We start from the raw sequence: 15,866 nt of genomic DNA on the forward strand, positions 1-15,866 counted from the left end.
AGATATAAGTCGCTCCCTACACGGGAGCGTGGATTGAAATTTCAGTGTATACAATCACGTTTGAAATTGGTAGTGTCGCTCCCTACACGGGAGCGTGGATTGAAATCACTTCCCGGAAAAAAATATTGCATACCAGCACGTCGCTCCCTACACGGGAGCGTGGATTGAAATCGGCAGTGATTTTCAGCTGCTCCAACTTAGCACCTGTCGCTCCCTACACGGGAGCGTGGATTGAAATTGATTCGTAATCAGCAGGTCGGCGGTTCGAGTCCGCGTCGCTCCCTACACGGGAGCGTGGATTGAAATCGAATATTTTGGGAAACGAGATAAGAATGAAGAAAGGTCGCTCCCTACACGGGAGCGTGGATTGAAATTTGAAAGCCAGCTGGGCAAAGAGATGCTGAACGAGTCGCTCCCTACACGGGAGCGTGGATTGAAATCGAATATTTTGGGAAACGAGATAAGAATGAAGAAAGGTCGCTCCCTACACGGGAGCGTGGATTGAAATTTGAAAGCCAGCTGGGCAAAGAGATGCTGAACGAGTCGCTCCCTACACGGGAGCGTGGATTGAAATAGTAGGCACTTGGAACGTGATGCCGTTCGACACGGGTCGCTCCCTACACGGGAGCGTGGATTGAAATTTCATAGGCAACGGTTTTATCTGGCGTGTAGGTGTCGCTCCCTACACGGGAGCGTGGATTGAAATCAAAATCTGCGGCAAGATTTCCGTAATCGAAAACGTCGCTCCCTACACGGGAGCGTGGATTGAAATCACTGCAGCCGGTCAAGTTCCGCCTCGTCAGCACGGTCGCTCCCTACACGGGAGCGTGGATTGAAATCGTTGCAGCCGGTCAAGTTCCGCCTCGTCAGCACGTCGCTCCCTACACGGGAGCGTGGATTGAAATTAGAGCCCGTTACACCCACGCAGTCAATCAGGTTGTCGCTCCCTACACGGGAGCGTGGATTGAAATTATGTATCAAATTAACAAGCGTGTGGCCGTCTGTAGTCGCTCCCTACACGGGAGCGTGGATTGAAATCAAAGCGTCCCTCAATATAATCGTGCAGATTGCAGTCGCTCCCTACACGGGAGCGTGGATTGAAATAGAAGCGGATTATTATGTAAATCATATTATTGAGGTCGCTCCCTACACGGGAGCGTGGATTGAAATAATCACTGTCCATACATGATTGATGAATTGCAGCTGTCGCTCCCTACACGGGAGCGTGGATTGAAATTTTGCTAGCTCGGTTAGCAACTCGTCGCACTACGTCGCTCCCTACACGGGAGCGTGGATTGAAATCCGTCTGTACTGTGGTTGCGGTGGCTCTTGCTTGTCGCTCCCTACACGGGAGCGTGGATTGAAATAAGCACCTTGCACACATCTGCAAGCACCCAAAGGTCGCTCCCTACACGGGAGCGTGGATTGAAATCAGAGGAAGCCATTTCCGATACATTAGAAGCGCGTCGCTCCCTACACGGGAGCGTGGATTGAAATTTCTGAGTCAATGACCCAGTTTCGCCCAATTTTTGTCGCTCCCTACACGGGAGCGTGGATTGAAATATTTGGGTTTCCAGCTTCTACAAGCGAAACAATTGTCGCTCCCTACACGGGAGCGTGGATTGAAATTTATGCACCGGGATACCCAGTACCATGACGTGCGGTCGCTCCCTACACGGGAGCGTGGATTGAAATGTCGGACCCGGACGAATGGCTGGAACAATTCGCCGTCGCTCCCTACACGGGAGCGTGGATTGAAATCGCTGCAGCCGGTCAAGCTCCGCCTCGTCATTGTGTCGCTCCCTACACGGGAGCGTGGATTGAAATAAGAATAACCGGTGCCATGTAAACGACAAATTCCGTCGCTCCCTACACGGGAGCGTGGATTGAAATCACCACATTATGCTGCTCCACATCAAAAATGAGTCGCTCCCTACACGGGAGCGTGGATTGAAATAGATATGGTTCGACGGAATCAAAGACATTCTCGGGTCGCTCCCTACACGGGAGCGTGGATTGAAATCTGCTGGAAGCAGGCATTCTCCTTCGGACTCGCAGTCGCTCCCTACACGGGAGCGTGGATTGAAATTGAATATTACGGGCATGGGTAAAGACCAACCCTAGTCGCTCCCTACACGGGAGCGTGGATTGAAATAGTGGTGGACAGCAATTCGCGCAAAACTGCGAACAGTCGCTCCCTACACGGGAGCGTGGATTGAAATCTGCAGGCAAATTACCTTACCGCAAAGGACATAAGTCGCTCCCTACACGGGAGCGTGGATTGAAATTGGAATTGAGGAAATTAAAGCGGCGCTGGCCTCAAGTCGCTCCCTACACGGGAGCGTGGATTGAAATCGCTGGTACGCCGTGCTTGTCTGAATCAATGTTGTCGCTCCCTACACGGGAGCGTGGATTGAAATTGAGGGAGCTGGTAACATGGACGCAGTAGCTGAGCGTCGCTCCCTACACGGGAGCGTGGATTGAAATTTCGCAGAACCGTTTTTGTTTGTTTGTCATGTACGTCGCTCCCTACACGGGAGCGTGGATTGAAATTGCGGCACCGTCAAGTATGTGCTGTGATGTTCCACCGTCGCTCCCTACACGGGAGCGTGGATTGAAATCGTCACGGTATCGCACAGCACGCTCAACAGAGCATGTCGCTCCCTACACGGGAGCGTGGATTGAAATCCTTGTCACGAAAGACGAAGTCAATGTTGGCAAGCGTCGCTCCCTACACGGGAGCGTGGATTGAAATAAAGTTGGAGATATCTATGATAATCGTGGAAAAGCGTCGCTCCCTACACGGGAGCGTGGATTGAAATCTCCAACCCCCTTGCAAATACGCTACTTGCCATAAGTCGCTCCCTACACGGGAGCGTGGATTGAAATTTAAAGGAATTATTGAAGCTATCGAGTCCAGCAAGTCGCTCCCTACACGGGAGCGTGGATTGAAATCGCGAGGGGACCGCGGACGGACAGCGTCTGCAGGTCGCTCCCTACACGGGAGCGTGGATTGAAATAAGGTTGGAGATATCTATGATAATCGTGGAAAAGTCGCTCCCTACACGGGAGCGTGGATTGAAATAACGAGTCGCTACAAGGCCACCCATTTGAGCCGGTCGCTCCCTACACGGGAGCGTGGATTGAAATTTCTAATTCTCCTGGTGCATAATCATCTCCGGAAGTCGCTCCCTACACGGGAGCGTGGATTGAAATCACCCGTCTTGTTTCCGCGCGTCCGTCCACGTCCTGTCGCTCCCTACACGGGAGCGTGGATTGAAATATCTACGAACTGGACAGCCGGAAGGAATGGGTCGGTCGCTCCCTACACGGGAGCGTGGATTGAAATCCGCAATACACACGTGCTATTTATAAGAGATATTGTCGCTCCCTACACGGGAGCGTGGATTGAAATAAAAGAAAGTAAATGGCTTGTCAAAAGTCAGATGTCGCTCCCTACACGGGAGCGTGGATTGAAATCATATTATCCTGCACGATTTTTCCCAGTCCGCCAGTCGCTCCCTACACGGGAGCGTGGATTGAAATAGCGTACCCACATGGGTGGGGATGCAGTGGAAACAGTCGCTCCCTACACGGGAGCGTGGATTGAAATTTATCCGCAAGGTCTCTTAAAATGCCAGCCCATTGTCGCTCCCTACACGGGAGCGTGGATTGAAATCAAGATGGGCAAGCGTTGACAGTCCAAGAAATTTGTCGCTCCCTACACGGGAGCGTGGATTGAAATAATGCAACGCAAGTTGGCTTGGAACGTACAGCAGGTCGCTCCCTACACGGGAGCGTGGATTGAAATACCTGCGTAAGTACTACATCCGCTGTATTGCGCCGTCGCTCCCTACACGGGAGCGTGGATTGAAATTGTAAGGCTGGATGACGTGTTTCAAGACATTGTAGTCGCTCCCTACACGGGAGCGTGGATTGAAATAAACAACCGGACGGCAGAATGACGCTTTCTCTGGTCGCTCCCTACACGGGAGCGTGGATTGAAATCAGAACTCGCAATGCTACACCACATCAAAAATGGTCGCTCCCTACACGGGAGCGTGGATTGAAATTTCATGGGGAATCGACAGAAAAGCAAGCCATGGCTGGTCGCTCCCTACACGGGAGCGTGGATTGAAATAGAATATCGAACATCTGGAACAGCTTTGCCATGACGTCGCTCCCTACACGGGAGCGTGGATTGAAATGCCATCAGCACCAGTTCCAACCACTTTGCCCCACAGTCGCTCCCTACACGGGAGCGTGGATTGAAATATGTTTATATTTCCTCCTATATATTTTTTGGCAGGTCGCTCCCTACACGGGAGCGTGGATTGAAATTTTTCCTCCTATTCGTTTGTTGAAAGCCGTGGCAAAGGTCGCTCCCTACACGGGAGCGTGGATTGAAATCGGCCCAATGCCGCGATAGGCGGTTTTGCAAATGGTCGCTCCCTACACGGGAGCGTGGATTGAAATAACCCTCTATTGGTATATCCGGGGCAAGCCGCTAGTCGCTCCCTACACGGGAGCGTGGATTGAAATAATTTACTTTTCTGCCTTGCTACCTTTGCTGCTGTCGCTCCCTACACGGGAGCGTGGATTGAAATGCAGATGGGGCCGACGCAAAAGGCGCTGGAGCAACTGTCGCTCCCTACACGGGAGCGTGGATTGAAATCGGCTGGACCGACGCATCCTCAATCTGTACCCCGTGTCGCTCCCTACACGGGAGCGTGGATTGAAATATTGATTATATTATACCATACTGTCTACTAATAGGTCGCTCCCTACACGGGAGCGTGGATTGAAATATGGTATGAGCAAGGTGCCGGATATGAGTTCCGAGTCGCTCCCTACACGGGAGCGTGGATTGAAATAAAGTAAGGTGGACGAGAGTTCATTTCAGTCCACCGTCGCTCCCTACACGGGAGCGTGGATTGAAATCGCCCGGAAGACTATGTTTTCAACACGAACTATGTCGCTCCCTACACGGGAGCGTGGATTGAAATCGGCTCGATGCTTTCGACGTAGTACCGGATTTTCGTCGCTCCCTACACGGGAGCGTGGATTGAAATTGGGTCTACATTTTCAGGAACCTCGTTTGCCGAAGTCGCTCCCTACACGGGAGCGTGGATTGAAATACAGTACATCAGACAGACGGCTGAAACAGAACATGTCGCTCCCTACACGGGAGCGTGGATTGAAATACAGCTGTACGGTAAATATCGTTCGGCAGACTTAGTCGCTCCCTACACGGGAGCGTGGATTGAAATAGCAAGTTTTACGGCTACTGCTACAGATGGAGCTAGTCGCTCCCTACACGGGAGCGTGGATTGAAATCTGTTGCGCTGCCACTGCCTGTGCTTTGCGCTGATGTCGCTCCCTACACGGGAGCGTGGATTGAAATAAAGTGTAAAAGTGTGTGAAATTTATATCAAGTGGTCGCTCCCTACACGGGAGCGTGGATTGAAATTTTTAATAGTTCAATCTGTTTATTGATGATATTGTCGCTCCCTACACGGGAGCGTGGATTGAAATGATACTACTTTTGACATTGACTTTTTCCTCCTTGTCGCTCCCTACACGGGAGCGTGGATTGAAATCGCACGGACTCTTTGCTATCACCAGATAATGGTGTCGCTCCCTACACGGGAGCGTGGATTGAAATAAACTTTGCAATTCGGTGCTCGCCGCCGATACCGGTCGCTCCCTACACGGGAGCGTGGATTGAAATAATCAATCCTTCCCACACAGCAAGTTCAGTCAGGGTCGCTCCCTACACGGGAGCGTGGATTGAAATCGGCTTTTTTAAACCGGCGAATTAAATTTTATAGTCGCTCCCTACACGGGAGCGTGGATTGAAATCGGGTGGAGATGTTATAGTGCGTCGTTTGGACACTGTCGCTCCCTACACGGGAGCGTGGATTGAAATATGGCCGCAAGTCTGTGGGAGCTTCAGCGGGACAGTCGCTCCCTACACGGGAGCGTGGATTGAAATAATGATGTTTACGGATTGATTCAAAACGATACTGCGTCGCTCCCTACACGGGAGCGTGGATTGAAATGCTGGCAGGCTGTGCGCCCCAACGTTTCGCAGATGTCGCTCCCTACACGGGAGCGTGGATTGAAATGCAGACGATAGGCGCATTCCGGACGGCGGCCAATGTCGCTCCCTACACGGGAGCGTGGATTGAAATCCGGTCAATCTTCGTGACGCGGCCGAGAGCACCAAGTCGCTCCCTACACGGGAGCGTGGATTGAAATTATATTTATTATACATCTATATCGGTGTATTGTCGTCGCTCCCTACACGGGAGCGTGGATTGAAATTGGCACAGTGGATAAGTCTATGCCCAACAGTGACGGTCGCTCCCTACACGGGAGCGTGGATTGAAATCCGGTCAATCTTCGTGACGCGGCCGAGAGCACCAAGTCGCTCCCTACACGGGAGCGTGGATTGAAATTATATTTATTATACATCTATATCGGTGTATTGTCGTCGCTCCCTACACGGGAGCGTGGATTGAAATTGGCACAGTGGATAAGTCTATGCCCAACAGTGACGGTCGCTCCCTACACGGGAGCGTGGATTGAAATATGCCGGACCTGGCGCATGGCTGGCGGTCATGGCGTCGCTCCCTACACGGGAGCGTGGATTGAAATACCATGTACCAAAACCACCAATGCGGGAGCCAGACGTCGCTCCCTACACGGGAGCGTGGATTGAAATCAGACCATACCCAACCAAACCAGCCGGCCACTGCGTCGCTCCCTACACGGGAGCGTGGATTGAAATTGCCTTTTATCTACGAGCTGGACAGCCGAAAAGAAGTCGCTCCCTACACGGGAGCGTGGATTGAAATTTAGCATCAAAAGCGGCTGTGTCTTCCGGAGAACGGTCGCTCCCTACACGGGAGCGTGGATTGAAATCATTTGCAAGTCCGTCAATCAATGCTTGACGCTCGTCGCTCCCTACACGGGAGCGTGGATTGAAATCCGATACATTAGAAGCGCTGGGCGGCGAGCTAGAGTCGCTCCCTACACGGGAGCGTGGATTGAAATTTCGCTATGATGATGGGCCACAAAAGGGGCAGAGTCGCTCCCTACACGGGAGCGTGGATTGAAATATGAAATTCATTGGCATGGTGGATTCGCAGAAACAGGTCGCTCCCTACACGGGAGCGTGGATTGAAATATCAGCATATCGCCGCTGGTGGGCTCTGTGGAAGTCGCTCCCTACACGGGAGCGTGGATTGAAATTGCGGTGGCTATACTGCGCGGGCTTATCAATTTGGTCGCTCCCTACACGGGAGCGTGGATTGAAATCACTTTTGGTCTCCCCATTGTGCTTGACTACGATGTCGCTCCCTACACGGGAGCGTGGATTGAAATGTGAAGCGACTCTGGCATCTGCAACTTCGCCGTGTCGCTCCCTACACGGGAGCGTGGATTGAAATCGACGCCGGCCGGAACGGTATGAAGCCCGACTGTGTCGCTCCCTACACGGGAGCGTGGATTGAAATGGCCCGGCTGGATGACGTGTTTCAAGGTATCATAGTCGCTCCCTACACGGGAGCGTGGATTGAAATAAGCGGGATATTTTTAAGGACCTCGGCGCTCTCCAGGTCGCTCCCTACACGGGAGCGTGGATTGAAATTTATCCAGCTTTCAGGACAGTCGCTCAATTCGGAGTCGCTCCCTACACGGGAGCGTGGATTGAAATATTTTCAGCCTGTCGCAATATTATACGTTCAGCGTCGCTCCCTACACGGGAGCGTGGATTGAAATAATGCAATGCAGGTTGAAAAACAGCTCGGTATGGGGTCGCTCCCTACACGGGAGCGTGGATTGAAATTGCGCTGTAGTATTACTTGTCCCGCTTCCGCGCGGTCGCTCCCTACACGGGAGCGTGGATTGAAATTAATCTTAATGAGTCGGGTGGGCGGGTTGGTACAGTCGCTCCCTACACGGGAGCGTGGATTGAAATATCCTGCTAACCTCCTGTTTAAAATCTGACTTGCGTCGCTCCCTACACGGGAGCGTGGATTGAAATGATTGTTGTTTTTCGGAGTCCCCTCATAAGCTCTAGTCGCTCCCTACACGGGAGCGTGGATTGAAATAATCCCGTATGGGCAGCTGTAATATTTCTCTGGCGTCGCTCCCTACACGGGAGCGTGGATTGAAATCACTGCCGGAATCTCCGAGAATTAAAACGGATATGGTCGCTCCCTACACGGGAGCGTGGATTGAAATCCGATACATTAGAAGCGCTGGGCGGCGAGCTAGAGTCGCTCCCTACACGGGAGCGTGGATTGAAATTGCAAAAGAATCGTCATGTAATTCATCTTTTAACACGGTCGCTCCCTACACGGGAGCGTGGATTGAAATACCCGTGTAACAGGAAAATTGATGAAGGACCCCAGTCGCTCCCTACACGGGAGCGTGGATTGAAATACGAACTCCAGCGCGATATCAACGCTGCCGGATAGTCGCTCCCTACACGGGAGCGTGGATTGAAATACAAGAAGCTCGCTTGGGACTTAGACCATCCCGGCGTCGCTCCCTACACGGGAGCGTGGATTGAAATCGACACGCAGAAAAAGACCGCGGGCAATATCACGGTCGCTCCCTACACGGGAGCGTGGATTGAAATTTATGCCTAAAATTGGAAAGGATGAGCGGCATGCTGTCGCTCCCTACACGGGAGCGTGGATTGAAATATGCCGAATTGCTTTTTGCTGCTGGTAAAAATCGTCGCTCCCTACACGGGAGCGTGGATTGAAATCTTGCTTTGCCACATATACCGCCGTTTTGCAGATGTCGCTCCCTACACGGGAGCGTGGATTGAAATACCTTGACCGGTCATTATCCAATCATAGTCTACAGTCGCTCCCTACACGGGAGCGTGGATTGAAATAGTCCTATCAGCAGGAACTGGGCAGCTATAAGCAGTCGCTCCCTACACGGGAGCGTGGATTGAAATCGCCGAGACTGCGCCGGATGGACAGAATGTTGACGGTCGCTCCCTACACGGGAGCGTGGATTGAAATATGACGGCGATTTTGCTGTTACCGCAGGCGAAAAGTCGCTCCCTACACGGGAGCGTGGATTGAAATCATATGGGGAAATCCAGATCATCAGGGCAATGCAGTCGCTCCCTACACGGGAGCGTGGATTGAAATATCATAAAACGGATCTTGAAAAAGCTGATGCGAGTCGCTCCCTACACGGGAGCGTGGATTGAAATTTGTAATCTTTGTGGAACTCCGTAATTATTTGTGGTCGCTCCCTACACGGGAGCGTGGATTGAAATTGCCTCGTCATTGTTGTCACGCCGTGGCTTTGCCAGGTCGCTCCCTACACGGGAGCGTGGATTGAAATTGTCTGGAACATGACGCGATCCACCAGTTTCAGCGTCGCTCCCTACACGGGAGCGTGGATTGAAATCGCTGCAGTCGGTCAAGTTCTGCCTCGTCATTGTGTCGCTCCCTACACGGGAGCGTGGATTGAAATATTCCGGCATCATAAATCGCATCAACCTGCGCCGGTCGCTCCCTACACGGGAGCGTGGATTGAAATTGATTTAGGCTCATAAATTTTATTACAGCCTTTGGTCGCTCCCTACACGGGAGCGTGGATTGAAATAGTTTGTAACGAATGGAAAGCAGATTTTATGAACGTCGCTCCCTACACGGGAGCGTGGATTGAAATCCCGCTCTATCAAATCGGAACCCTTCGCTAATAACCGTCGCTCCCTACACGGGAGCGTGGATTGAAATACGAAAAATATATCGGAGGTGGGACAGAACCAACGTCGCTCCCTACACGGGAGCGTGGATTGAAATACGGCCTGTATATAGAACTTAAGACGCCAAAAGGGTCGCTCCCTACACGGGAGCGTGGATTGAAATATGGCGTCGCGCATGACGATAAAACGCTGTCTGAGGTCGCTCCCTACACGGGAGCGTGGATTGAAATCCCGCTCTATCAAATCGGAACCCTTCGCTAATAACCGTCGCTCCCTACACGGGAGCGTGGATTGAAATTATGTATTCAACAGGCACAATCCATCTCCCACAAGTCGCTCCCTACACGGGAGCGTGGATTGAAATATCTGTGCAAGAAGCAAATCCACATTGTGCGCGGAGTCGCTCCCTACACGGGAGCGTGGATTGAAATTGCGCCACAATGTCTTTGTAATTCGTTCCAGTACGTCGCTCCCTACACGGGAGCGTGGATTGAAATATTACCGCAATTGTTGGAGGAGGCCTCCTTGCTGTCGCTCCCTACACGGGAGCGTGGATTGAAATATTACCGCAATTGTTGGAGGAGGCCTCCTTGCTGTCGCTCCCTACACGGGAGCGTGGATTGAAATTCTTGCGGCTGTTGTGGCGCTAAACTGGGGTAAGTCGCTCCCTACACGGGAGCGTGGATTGAAATTGCATCACTGCGTGCGGTTTCTGCCGTTGCAATAGGTCGCTCCCTACACGGGAGCGTGGATTGAAATCAAATATTACGGGCATGAGTAAAGACCAATCCGTCGCTCCCTACACGGGAGCGTGGATTGAAATAGCAGTGCCATTGCTTTGCTCAACAAACTTCTTGGTCGCTCCCTACACGGGAGCGTGGATTGAAATTGCATCACTGCGTGCGGTTTCTGCCGTTGCAATAGGTCGCTCCCTACACGGGAGCGTGGATTGAAATCAAATATTACGGGCATGAGTAAAGACCAATCCGTCGCTCCCTACACGGGAGCGTGGATTGAAATAGCAGTGCCATTGCTTTGCTCAACAAACTTCTTGGTCGCTCCCTACACGGGAGCGTGGATTGAAATAATGATGGCAAAACGGCTGGTCAGACAGCAGGCGGGTCGCTCCCTACACGGGAGCGTGGATTGAAATTTTGAGCGGTGCCATCTTTGCGTCCAAGGCGTCAAGGTCGCTCCCTACACGGGAGCGTGGATTGAAATACTCTCTGAGATTGGCAATACCGCTGCCGCCATCCGTCGCTCCCTACACGGGAGCGTGGATTGAAATATTTGTGGCTAAGTCTATTGCAGAGGGATTCCAGTCGCTCCCTACACGGGAGCGTGGATTGAAATCACCAATAAGGCACAGGGAAACCTCAAAAAGCTGGTCGCTCCCTACACGGGAGCGTGGATTGAAATATCCCGCTGGGCGTTGCCCTTATCGGAATTGGGGGTCGCTCCCTACACGGGAGCGTGGATTGAAATAAAGTAAGGTGGATGAGAGCTCTGTCCGAAGCAGTCGCTCCCTACACGGGAGCGTGGATTGAAATACTTTGTACGGCCCCATCTTTACTGGGCATAGATTGTCGCTCCCTACACGGGAGCGTGGATTGAAATAATGATATAAGTATAATCACCAACAGGAAGTGAACGTCGCTCCCTACACGGGAGCGTGGATTGAAATCGGCCAGTCCGGCCGAAACAAAAGTACTGGAACGGTCGCTCCCTACACGGGAGCGTGGATTGAAATTATTTGTTATCGTGGTGTTGAAAACTTTTGGGGGTCGCTCCCTACACGGGAGCGTGGATTGAAATCGAAAAAGTCAGCGGAAAAGTGTTGCAATGGCTGGTCGCTCCCTACACGGGAGCGTGGATTGAAATCAATGTGAAAGGATATAAAGCATCATTCAGGACAGTCGCTCCCTACACGGGAGCGTGGATTGAAATCAGCTCGACCGAATCGATGTAGACGAATCCAATGTCGCTCCCTACACGGGAGCGTGGATTGAAATTGTAAAATGCAACTATCTGACTGAGTTTGTACTTGTCGCTCCCTACACGGGAGCGTGGATTGAAATAGCTCCATGGCTTTGGCACGAATGAGCCGGTAAGTCGCTCCCTACACGGGAGCGTGGATTGAAATCAATGCCTGCATCAATGTTTCCTGCGTGTCTGCTGTCGCTCCCTACACGGGAGCGTGGATTGAAATCATATATCGTAGGGGATTTTGTCCTTGTGGACGCGGTCGCTCCCTACACGGGAGCGTGGATTGAAATTATATCTGATACGGCTAAAGCAGAAATTAAAGCAGGTCGCTCCCTACACGGGAGCGTGGATTGAAATTCCGTATTTATATCCCAATTCTTTGATTGCATCGTCGCTCCCTACACGGGAGCGTGGATTGAAATCTATTTGAAAGTACCGTTTAAGGTACTTCCGGTGGTCGCTCCCTACACGGGAGCGTGGATTGAAATACCTGTGCGGGAACACAGACAGAAGGGTATACAAGTCGCTCCCTACACGGGAGCGTGGATTGAAATGTTGTTACACTAGTTACGCCTTAGTTACACGCTGGGTCGCTCCCTACACGGGAGCGTGGATTGAAATAGACATTCGTATGACCGCTGAAATTTATACGCACGTCGCTCCCTACACGGGAGCGTGGATTGAAATGATATTCAAGGCGATTATCAACACCAGAGAGACCGGTCGCTCCCTACACGGGAGCGTGGATTGAAATTTGTCGGGCATAGCGCAAAACGCCTCTAGAATAGGTCGCTCCCTACACGGGAGCGTGGATTGAAATACGACGGCGTGGGCCGGGCCGTAACACAGCATGAGTCGCTCCCTACACGGGAGCGTGGATTGAAATGCAATCGCTGATTACCGATACCCGGCTGGATAAAGTCGCTCCCTACACGGGAGCGTGGATTGAAATAAAATTCGGCGCTGACAAACATAAAGATCATGGAGGTCGCTCCCTACACGGGAGCGTGGATTGAAATAAGGATGCCATGCTTCAGTGCGGGCACAGGCCGGGTCGCTCCCTACACGGGAGCGTGGATTGAAATCCATGCGCGCAAACCAAGATATTCGCAAATATGCGTCGCTCCCTACACGGGAGCGTGGATTGAAATTGTGGTGTAATGTACTGCTTGTGGTGAGCTATCGTCGCTCCCTACACGGGAGCGTGGATTGAAATGTAAGCGCCCCTGAATCCAATAAAGATTTTAATTGTCGCTCCCTACACGGGAGCGTGGATTGAAATTGCAACTTATGGTGTCATATGGCATGAAACACTAGTCGCTCCCTACACGGGAGCGTGGATTGAAATTATGTGTTGCACCAGTGGCACAGTGCCCAATTTGTCGCTCCCTACACGGGAGCGTGGATTGAAATCACAACTGGTGATGCGACCATAAATACAGCAAATGTCGCTCCCTACACGGGAGCGTGGATTGAAATATATCCAAGAGCTATAGCCCCCGCAACCATCATTGGTCGCTCCCTACACGGGAGCGTGGATTGAAATGGTCACTGTAGAGCAATTGGAAACTACCAACATTGAGGACACATCAAGGCACTACATTGACGGTCAGTTTGACTGTAAGTATGCTGAAATGCACCAATGCCCGCACGTCAATGATTGCCCCGTAGCTCATCTACAGAAATAACCTTTTTGTCAGCCCTTTCGGCACCAGCCGGATCGGCTGAATTTTTTTGAAGCTTTTCAAGAAATTCTCGCACGGGTTTCGGAAAGCGGAATGCGCAATGTTCGGTTAAAGTCATATCAGTACCATCCAAATGCAATGTTACGATTGGAATTTCCCCTGCTTTTTGTGAAACTGAATAATCAAGGACCAAGTTTGAAATGTCCTGCCCGTCTACAACTAACTTGGAGAAGGGATTGTGGGCCGCTGTAATTTCAATTTTATGCATATCCATCCTTCTTTCTTAATTTGAGCATAAAAATACCGCCATGCTATTTCAGTAGGCGGTATTTATTCAGGAATATGGTTTGGACACTTCAAACAAATTTGCTTAAAGTTTTCCTTTTGGGTTGCTTCCTTTGGTGCTGTATCTTCGGGAGCATTGTCCTCAGCAACCATCGCAATGTCAAAACATTTTCCATCGCCGTCAATTTCCCGGTTTAGAATGGGGCACATTACCTTCCGCATATTTCTTTATCACCTCACAGATTTTTTTAGGTTCACCCTTAAATTGTTCCGCCGAATAAGCGGTTCTTATATAATTGCCTTGTACGTTCACATAAGCAGCGCCAATTTCAGAGTAATAGTTTTCATATTGGCCTTGCCATCTGGTAATCGAAATACGAGCCTGTTTAATAAATTCTTTGGCTTCTTCATCCGTAACATTGTGCTCTCGTTCCCTGTTAATATGCCCATTGTCAAAGCCTGATTTTGTAATATCAATAGCTTTTACTGGAATATGAATATTACCCTTAATGCCAAGCCCTTTTAGTTCCGAGGCCATATCAAAAGCTTTTCTATCCGCGTCAGGATTTTCAAGCCGATATTTATAAAATGCCTTTGCCCGGTTCCATTTCTCAGGCTCATTATACTTCCATTGCTGCAATTCCGCAAGGTCTTTCGGGGCGTCTTTGCCAAGGGCTTTTCTCAGGTTTTTCAGTTGCGCCGTATCGGCCTTCCGGTTCCAGTATTTCTTTTGCGCTGTTTCAAGGCTGTCCGCGCCATATTTCTCACTGATATCTTTGCGCCATTTTTCATAGGTCATATCCGCCGGCACTGTGTAGTTCTTACCAGTCTCCGGGTTACGGGCTGTACGTTCTCCGTCAGGCTCTGTGCCCGGAATGACCGGCGCAATCGTGCAGCGGTCATTCGGGTGCATTGGGGGAAAATTGACACCGGTTTTGGCCTCAGCCACTTTAAAAACTTTCAGGTCAAGTGCGCCACAAACAGCACAGGTGCGGGCGTCCAAGGTAGCAAGGTACGTGTATTCTTTGACACCCATTGCCTTGTAGGACTCAAGCGCCGCATCATTGTGCATCCGATTGACTTCTGTCCGGATGAGCCGGGTGGCAACGTAAGAGCCAACGTCCATTAAGTCGGATAATTCCGCCGTCATCTGCTGGATGGATTTTCCTGCCGTGACGCCAGCGTCGATCATCTTTCCGCCTTCCGACGCCAGCACATCGCGGTTCTTCCAAACGCGGGAGGAATAGTTTTCACCCTTCCACGGATTTTGTATAGCTTGTTGCACAACCTCCTGGGAAAGCGGTACAACCGGTGTACCCGGAAGTTCGGGCAGTGCATCATACATTGTCTTGTAATAGGAATCGTCGTAGGCTTTCACAAGCTGCCGGGAGCCGGCCTTTTCTTCCTGCGCGGCCAGCTTGTCGAGTTCCGCTTCAATCGCCCTGCGCGCGGCCTGCAGGCGGCTGATACGGTACCCGTAAGCCGGGGCGTTCAGCTTTGCCAGTACTGCCGCATCTCCGGTTTCTTCATACCGTTTGCGAAGTTCGGCAAGCAGTTCGGCGGTTTCCTGTACGGACATCAGTTCACGGGCTTCCTGCTCACTTATACCCGTATACTTCCGGAAGTTCTGAAAAATCCGGTCAATCATTTTGACGAGCTCTTTATCAGCATCGCCATACATAGCAGCAAGGCGCTTCAAGGTGTCGGCAGTGCCATCGTGGGCTTCCGCTTCGCGCTGCAGGGAACGGAACACCCAATATTCATCGGTACGCATCAGGCATCACCACCGGGAGACTGATTCTGGCCGGGCGGCACGTCATTGTTTCCAAACATTTGGCTGCGCCGTTCATCCTGCTTTGCCTGCTGCGCTTCGAGGTCTTTGTCGCTCCCTACACGGGAGCGTGGATTGAAATAAAAGGACTTGTCCAGTGGTTTAGGCCGAGGATAGTCGCTCCCTACACGGGAGCGTGGATTGAAATCAGCACGGCTTGAATATCCTGAATGCTCTGTTTGTCGCTCCCTACACGGGAGCGTGGATTGAAATTTATACGCCGGTTTGATTAGAAGGAGTGATCAGTGTCGCTCCCTACACGGGAGCGTGGATTGAAATACGCGTGGCATTTTGTTGGTGGTATAAATAAGCGTGTCGCTCCCTACACGGGAGC

At 51.3% G+C, this 15,866-nt stretch carries 49 protein-coding genes, 1 tRNA gene and 1 CRISPR repeat array (1 of these 51 only partly in view); of the genes, 48 read left to right on the top strand and 2 right to left on the bottom strand.

Going from position 1 to position 15,866, the window contains the following annotated elements:
* Positions 1-44 precede the first annotated feature (44 nt).
* The 48 genes from ACIHKT_RS05205 (at position 45) to ACIHKT_RS05440 (ending at position 13,274) form a co-directional block, all read left to right on the top strand.
* On the top strand, positions 45-248 hold the full coding sequence (locus ACIHKT_RS05205) for a hypothetical protein (RefSeq protein WP_404351829.1): 204 nt from the start codon (positions 45-47) through the stop codon (positions 246-248).
* Positions 221-284: transfer RNA gene (locus ACIHKT_RS05210), tRNA-Ser, on the top strand. The genes ACIHKT_RS05205 and ACIHKT_RS05210 overlap by 28 nt, the downstream gene beginning before the upstream one ends.
* An 83-nt stretch (positions 285-367) precedes the next feature.
* Entirely contained in the window at positions 368-505 is a 138-nt protein-coding gene (locus ACIHKT_RS05215) for a hypothetical protein (RefSeq protein WP_404351832.1), read from the top strand.
* 260 nt (positions 506-765) lie between these two features.
* Complete coding sequence (locus ACIHKT_RS05220) at positions 766-1,035, top strand: hypothetical protein (RefSeq protein ID WP_404351835.1); 270 nt, start codon at positions 766-768, stop codon at positions 1,033-1,035.
* Entirely contained in the window at positions 992-1,189 is a 198-nt protein-coding gene (locus ACIHKT_RS05225) for a hypothetical protein (protein ID WP_404351838.1), read from the top strand. The genes ACIHKT_RS05220 and ACIHKT_RS05225 overlap by 44 nt, the downstream gene beginning before the upstream one ends.
* Positions 1,190-1,317: 128 nt before the next feature.
* Positions 1,318-1,494 carry a hypothetical protein gene (locus ACIHKT_RS05230; protein WP_404351840.1) on the top strand — a complete coding sequence of 59 codons (177 nt, stop codon included), beginning with the start codon at positions 1,318-1,320 and terminating at the stop codon, positions 1,492-1,494.
* 13 nt (positions 1,495-1,507) lie between these two features.
* Positions 1,508-1,657, top strand: coding sequence for a hypothetical protein (locus tag ACIHKT_RS05235; protein ID WP_404351843.1), 150 nt, complete (start codon positions 1,508-1,510; stop codon positions 1,655-1,657).
* A gap of 36 nt (positions 1,658-1,693) precedes the next feature.
* Complete coding sequence (locus ACIHKT_RS05240; RefSeq protein ID WP_404351846.1) at positions 1,694-1,849, top strand: hypothetical protein; 156 nt, start codon at positions 1,694-1,696, stop codon at positions 1,847-1,849.
* Positions 1,850-1,961: 112 nt separating this feature from the next.
* Positions 1,962-2,111 (top strand): hypothetical protein, encoded by a 150-nt coding sequence (locus ACIHKT_RS05245; RefSeq protein ID WP_404351849.1) that lies wholly within the window; start codon positions 1,962-1,964, stop codon positions 2,109-2,111.
* Positions 2,112-2,215: 104 nt separating this feature from the next.
* Positions 2,216-2,449 carry a hypothetical protein gene (locus ACIHKT_RS05250; protein WP_404351852.1) on the top strand — a complete coding sequence of 78 codons (234 nt, stop codon included), beginning with the start codon at positions 2,216-2,218 and terminating at the stop codon, positions 2,447-2,449.
* 57 nt (positions 2,450-2,506) lie between these two features.
* Positions 2,507-2,752 carry a hypothetical protein gene (locus ACIHKT_RS05255; protein ID WP_404351855.1) on the top strand — a complete coding sequence of 82 codons (246 nt, stop codon included), beginning with the start codon at positions 2,507-2,509 and terminating at the stop codon, positions 2,750-2,752.
* A 130-nt stretch (positions 2,753-2,882) separates the two neighbouring features.
* The gene (locus ACIHKT_RS05260) at positions 2,883-3,017 is read left to right on the top strand and encodes a hypothetical protein (protein ID WP_404351858.1); all 135 of its coding nucleotides are present in this window, start codon (positions 2,883-2,885) and stop codon (positions 3,015-3,017) included.
* Positions 3,018-3,143: 126 nt separating this feature from the next.
* Entirely contained in the window at positions 3,144-3,548 is a 405-nt protein-coding gene (locus tag ACIHKT_RS05265) for a hypothetical protein (protein ID WP_404351861.1), read from the top strand.
* A 24-nt stretch (positions 3,549-3,572) separates the two neighbouring features.
* Positions 3,573-3,698, top strand: a complete 126-nt coding sequence (locus ACIHKT_RS05270) for a hypothetical protein (RefSeq protein ID WP_404351864.1) — start codon at positions 3,573-3,575, stop codon at positions 3,696-3,698.
* A gap of 263 nt (positions 3,699-3,961) precedes the next feature.
* Positions 3,962-4,138: a hypothetical protein gene (locus ACIHKT_RS05275; protein ID WP_404351867.1), complete on the top strand. Its 177-nt coding sequence runs from the start codon at positions 3,962-3,964 to the stop codon at positions 4,136-4,138.
* 33 nt (positions 4,139-4,171) lie between these two features.
* A complete protein-coding gene (locus tag ACIHKT_RS05280; protein ID WP_404351870.1) occupies positions 4,172-4,429 on the top strand; it encodes a hypothetical protein in 258 nt (85 codons plus the stop codon).
* 12 nt (positions 4,430-4,441) lie between these two features.
* Positions 4,442-4,672, top strand: coding sequence for a hypothetical protein (locus ACIHKT_RS05285; RefSeq protein WP_404351873.1), 231 nt, complete (start codon positions 4,442-4,444; stop codon positions 4,670-4,672).
* 210 nt (positions 4,673-4,882) lie between these two features.
* Positions 4,883-5,239 carry a hypothetical protein gene (locus tag ACIHKT_RS05290; RefSeq protein ID WP_404351876.1) on the top strand — a complete coding sequence of 119 codons (357 nt, stop codon included), beginning with the start codon at positions 4,883-4,885 and terminating at the stop codon, positions 5,237-5,239.
* Positions 5,240-5,612: 373 nt separating this feature from the next.
* Positions 5,613-5,822, top strand: coding sequence for a hypothetical protein (locus tag ACIHKT_RS05295; protein ID WP_404351879.1), 210 nt, complete (start codon positions 5,613-5,615; stop codon positions 5,820-5,822).
* 33 nt (positions 5,823-5,855) lie between these two features.
* On the top strand, positions 5,856-6,014 hold the full coding sequence (locus tag ACIHKT_RS05300) for a hypothetical protein (protein ID WP_404351881.1): 159 nt from the start codon (positions 5,856-5,858) through the stop codon (positions 6,012-6,014).
* Positions 6,015-6,060: 46 nt separating this feature from the next.
* The gene (locus ACIHKT_RS05305; RefSeq protein WP_404351884.1) at positions 6,061-6,258 is read left to right on the top strand and encodes a hypothetical protein; all 198 of its coding nucleotides are present in this window, start codon (positions 6,061-6,063) and stop codon (positions 6,256-6,258) included.
* Positions 6,255-6,458: a hypothetical protein gene (locus tag ACIHKT_RS05310; RefSeq protein WP_404351887.1), complete on the top strand. Its 204-nt coding sequence runs from the start codon at positions 6,255-6,257 to the stop codon at positions 6,456-6,458. The genes ACIHKT_RS05305 and ACIHKT_RS05310 overlap by 4 nt, the downstream gene beginning before the upstream one ends.
* Complete coding sequence (locus ACIHKT_RS05315) at positions 6,455-6,724, top strand: hypothetical protein (protein WP_404351890.1); 270 nt, start codon at positions 6,455-6,457, stop codon at positions 6,722-6,724. The genes ACIHKT_RS05310 and ACIHKT_RS05315 overlap by 4 nt, the downstream gene beginning before the upstream one ends.
* On the top strand, positions 6,721-6,864 hold the full coding sequence (locus tag ACIHKT_RS05320; protein WP_404351893.1) for a hypothetical protein: 144 nt from the start codon (positions 6,721-6,723) through the stop codon (positions 6,862-6,864). Before ACIHKT_RS05315 ends, ACIHKT_RS05320 begins: the two co-directional genes overlap by 4 nt.
* Entirely contained in the window at positions 6,854-7,069 is a 216-nt protein-coding gene (locus ACIHKT_RS05325) for a hypothetical protein (RefSeq protein WP_404351896.1), read from the top strand. The genes ACIHKT_RS05320 and ACIHKT_RS05325 overlap by 11 nt, the downstream gene beginning before the upstream one ends.
* 141 nt (positions 7,070-7,210) lie before the next feature.
* Positions 7,211-7,393 (top strand): hypothetical protein, encoded by a 183-nt coding sequence (locus tag ACIHKT_RS05330; protein ID WP_404351899.1) that lies wholly within the window; start codon positions 7,211-7,213, stop codon positions 7,391-7,393.
* On the top strand, positions 7,390-7,782 hold the full coding sequence (locus tag ACIHKT_RS05335; protein ID WP_404351902.1) for a hypothetical protein: 393 nt from the start codon (positions 7,390-7,392) through the stop codon (positions 7,780-7,782). The genes ACIHKT_RS05330 and ACIHKT_RS05335 overlap by 4 nt, the downstream gene beginning before the upstream one ends.
* A 9-nt stretch (positions 7,783-7,791) precedes the next feature.
* Entirely contained in the window at positions 7,792-8,013 is a 222-nt protein-coding gene (locus ACIHKT_RS05340; RefSeq protein ID WP_404351905.1) for a hypothetical protein, read from the top strand.
* Between the two features lie 112 nt (positions 8,014-8,125).
* Positions 8,126-8,395, top strand: coding sequence for a hypothetical protein (locus ACIHKT_RS05345; RefSeq protein ID WP_404351908.1), 270 nt, complete (start codon positions 8,126-8,128; stop codon positions 8,393-8,395).
* Positions 8,396-8,510: 115 nt separating this feature from the next.
* Positions 8,511-8,660, top strand: a complete 150-nt coding sequence (locus ACIHKT_RS05350; protein ID WP_404351911.1) for a hypothetical protein — start codon at positions 8,511-8,513, stop codon at positions 8,658-8,660.
* A 57-nt stretch (positions 8,661-8,717) separates the two neighbouring features.
* Entirely contained in the window at positions 8,718-8,855 is a 138-nt protein-coding gene (locus ACIHKT_RS05355) for a hypothetical protein (protein WP_404351914.1), read from the top strand.
* A gap of 185 nt (positions 8,856-9,040) precedes the next feature.
* A complete protein-coding gene (locus tag ACIHKT_RS05360) occupies positions 9,041-9,241 on the top strand; it encodes a hypothetical protein (RefSeq protein WP_404351917.1) in 201 nt (66 codons plus the stop codon).
* Positions 9,238-9,375, top strand: a complete 138-nt coding sequence (locus tag ACIHKT_RS05365) for a hypothetical protein (RefSeq protein ID WP_404351920.1) — start codon at positions 9,238-9,240, stop codon at positions 9,373-9,375. Before ACIHKT_RS05360 ends, ACIHKT_RS05365 begins: the two co-directional genes overlap by 4 nt.
* Before the next feature lie 13 nt (positions 9,376-9,388).
* Positions 9,389-9,592 carry a hypothetical protein gene (locus tag ACIHKT_RS05370; protein ID WP_404351923.1) on the top strand — a complete coding sequence of 68 codons (204 nt, stop codon included), beginning with the start codon at positions 9,389-9,391 and terminating at the stop codon, positions 9,590-9,592.
* A 15-nt stretch (positions 9,593-9,607) separates the two neighbouring features.
* Positions 9,608-9,739 carry a hypothetical protein gene (locus tag ACIHKT_RS05375; protein ID WP_404351926.1) on the top strand — a complete coding sequence of 44 codons (132 nt, stop codon included), beginning with the start codon at positions 9,608-9,610 and terminating at the stop codon, positions 9,737-9,739.
* 30 nt (positions 9,740-9,769) lie between these two features.
* Complete coding sequence (locus ACIHKT_RS05380; protein WP_404351929.1) at positions 9,770-10,006, top strand: hypothetical protein; 237 nt, start codon at positions 9,770-9,772, stop codon at positions 10,004-10,006.
* Positions 10,007-10,036: 30 nt separating this feature from the next.
* Positions 10,037-10,369: a hypothetical protein gene (locus tag ACIHKT_RS05385; protein ID WP_404351932.1), complete on the top strand. Its 333-nt coding sequence runs from the start codon at positions 10,037-10,039 to the stop codon at positions 10,367-10,369.
* Between the two features lie 128 nt (positions 10,370-10,497).
* Positions 10,498-10,698, top strand: a complete 201-nt coding sequence (locus ACIHKT_RS05390) for a hypothetical protein (RefSeq protein ID WP_404351935.1) — start codon at positions 10,498-10,500, stop codon at positions 10,696-10,698.
* On the top strand, positions 10,695-10,895 hold the full coding sequence (locus ACIHKT_RS05395; protein ID WP_404351938.1) for a hypothetical protein: 201 nt from the start codon (positions 10,695-10,697) through the stop codon (positions 10,893-10,895). The genes ACIHKT_RS05390 and ACIHKT_RS05395 overlap by 4 nt, the downstream gene beginning before the upstream one ends.
* A gap of 4 nt (positions 10,896-10,899) precedes the next feature.
* Positions 10,900-11,232, top strand: a complete 333-nt coding sequence (locus ACIHKT_RS05400) for a hypothetical protein (protein ID WP_404351941.1) — start codon at positions 10,900-10,902, stop codon at positions 11,230-11,232.
* 190 nt (positions 11,233-11,422) lie between these two features.
* Positions 11,423-11,557, top strand: coding sequence for a hypothetical protein (locus tag ACIHKT_RS05405; protein ID WP_404351944.1), 135 nt, complete (start codon positions 11,423-11,425; stop codon positions 11,555-11,557).
* Positions 11,523-11,714 carry a hypothetical protein gene (locus tag ACIHKT_RS05410; RefSeq protein ID WP_404351947.1) on the top strand — a complete coding sequence of 64 codons (192 nt, stop codon included), beginning with the start codon at positions 11,523-11,525 and terminating at the stop codon, positions 11,712-11,714. Before ACIHKT_RS05405 ends, ACIHKT_RS05410 begins: the two co-directional genes overlap by 35 nt.
* A 264-nt stretch (positions 11,715-11,978) precedes the next feature.
* Positions 11,979-12,161, top strand: coding sequence for a hypothetical protein (locus tag ACIHKT_RS05415; RefSeq protein ID WP_404351950.1), 183 nt, complete (start codon positions 11,979-11,981; stop codon positions 12,159-12,161).
* Positions 12,158-12,298 (top strand): hypothetical protein, encoded by a 141-nt coding sequence (locus tag ACIHKT_RS05420; protein WP_404351952.1) that lies wholly within the window; start codon positions 12,158-12,160, stop codon positions 12,296-12,298. The genes ACIHKT_RS05415 and ACIHKT_RS05420 overlap by 4 nt, the downstream gene beginning before the upstream one ends.
* Positions 12,279-12,482 carry a hypothetical protein gene (locus tag ACIHKT_RS05425; RefSeq protein WP_404351955.1) on the top strand — a complete coding sequence of 68 codons (204 nt, stop codon included), beginning with the start codon at positions 12,279-12,281 and terminating at the stop codon, positions 12,480-12,482. The genes ACIHKT_RS05420 and ACIHKT_RS05425 overlap by 20 nt, the downstream gene beginning before the upstream one ends.
* 133 nt (positions 12,483-12,615) lie before the next feature.
* Positions 12,616-12,747, top strand: coding sequence for a hypothetical protein (locus ACIHKT_RS05430; RefSeq protein WP_404351958.1), 132 nt, complete (start codon positions 12,616-12,618; stop codon positions 12,745-12,747).
* A 20-nt stretch (positions 12,748-12,767) separates the two neighbouring features.
* A complete protein-coding gene (locus tag ACIHKT_RS05435; RefSeq protein WP_404351961.1) occupies positions 12,768-12,944 on the top strand; it encodes a hypothetical protein in 177 nt (58 codons plus the stop codon).
* Positions 12,945-13,082: 138 nt separating this feature from the next.
* Positions 13,083-13,274, top strand: a complete 192-nt coding sequence (locus tag ACIHKT_RS05440; RefSeq protein WP_404351964.1) for a hypothetical protein — start codon at positions 13,083-13,085, stop codon at positions 13,272-13,274.
* A gap of 110 nt (positions 13,275-13,384) precedes the next feature.
* On the opposite strand, the gene ACIHKT_RS05445 is transcribed toward ACIHKT_RS05440, so the two are convergent.
* Both ACIHKT_RS05445 and ACIHKT_RS05450 read right to left on the bottom strand, forming a co-directional pair.
* On the bottom strand, positions 13,385-13,684 hold the full coding sequence (locus ACIHKT_RS05445; RefSeq protein WP_086035859.1) for a hypothetical protein: 300 nt from the start codon (positions 13,682-13,684) through the stop codon (positions 13,385-13,387).
* 198 nt (positions 13,685-13,882) lie between these two features.
* A complete protein-coding gene (locus ACIHKT_RS05450; RefSeq protein ID WP_404351967.1) occupies positions 13,883-15,475 on the bottom strand; it encodes a minor capsid protein in 1,593 nt (530 codons plus the stop codon).
* A gap of 107 nt (positions 15,476-15,582) precedes the next feature.
* A CRISPR array of direct repeats spans positions 15,583-15,866; the repeat unit is 32 nt; unit sequence GTCGCTCCCTACACGGGAGCGTGGATTGAAAT (it continues 411 nt past the right edge of the window).

The organism is Caproicibacterium sp. XB2 (assembly GCF_044880635.1).
Classification (GTDB): domain Bacteria; phylum Bacillota; class Clostridia; order Oscillospirales; family Acutalibacteraceae; genus Caproicibacterium; species Caproicibacterium lactatifermentans.

Excerpts from the sequence above, each read along its gene's own strand:
- ACIHKT_RS05285 (WP_404351873.1), top strand. The coding sequence starts at position 4,442 with ATGGTCGCTCCCTACACGGGAGCGTGGATTGAAATAACCCTCTATTGG.
- ACIHKT_RS05355 (WP_404351914.1), top strand. The coding sequence starts at position 8,718 with ATGCCGAATTGCTTTTTGCTGCTGGTAAAAATCGTCGCTCCCTACACG.
- ACIHKT_RS05430 (WP_404351958.1), top strand. The coding sequence starts at position 12,616 with ATGCAATCGCTGATTACCGATACCCGGCTGGATAAAGTCGCTCCCTAC.
- ACIHKT_RS05280 (WP_404351870.1), top strand. The coding sequence starts at position 4,172 with ATGACGTCGCTCCCTACACGGGAGCGTGGATTGAAATGCCATCAGCAC.
- ACIHKT_RS05305 (WP_404351884.1), top strand. The coding sequence starts at position 6,061 with ATGCTGGCAGGCTGTGCGCCCCAACGTTTCGCAGATGTCGCTCCCTAC.
- ACIHKT_RS05345 (WP_404351908.1), top strand. The coding sequence starts at position 8,126 with ATGGGCAGCTGTAATATTTCTCTGGCGTCGCTCCCTACACGGGAGCGT.
- ACIHKT_RS05450 (WP_404351967.1), bottom strand. The coding sequence starts at position 15,475 with ATGCGTACCGATGAATATTGGGTGTTCCGTTCCCTGCAGCGCGAAGCG.
- ACIHKT_RS05370 (WP_404351923.1), top strand. The coding sequence starts at position 9,389 with ATGACGCGATCCACCAGTTTCAGCGTCGCTCCCTACACGGGAGCGTGG.
- ACIHKT_RS05235 (WP_404351843.1), top strand. The coding sequence starts at position 1,508 with ATGACCCAGTTTCGCCCAATTTTTGTCGCTCCCTACACGGGAGCGTGG.
- ACIHKT_RS05340 (WP_404351905.1), top strand. The coding sequence starts at position 7,792 with ATGCAGGTTGAAAAACAGCTCGGTATGGGGTCGCTCCCTACACGGGAG.
- ACIHKT_RS05275 (WP_404351867.1), top strand. The coding sequence starts at position 3,962 with ATGACGCTTTCTCTGGTCGCTCCCTACACGGGAGCGTGGATTGAAATC.
- ACIHKT_RS05445 (WP_086035859.1), bottom strand. The coding sequence starts at position 13,684 with ATGCATAAAATTGAAATTACAGCGGCCCACAATCCCTTCTCCAAGTTA.
- ACIHKT_RS05240 (WP_404351846.1), top strand. The coding sequence starts at position 1,694 with ATGTCGGACCCGGACGAATGGCTGGAACAATTCGCCGTCGCTCCCTAC.
- ACIHKT_RS05245 (WP_404351849.1), top strand. The coding sequence starts at position 1,962 with ATGGTTCGACGGAATCAAAGACATTCTCGGGTCGCTCCCTACACGGGA.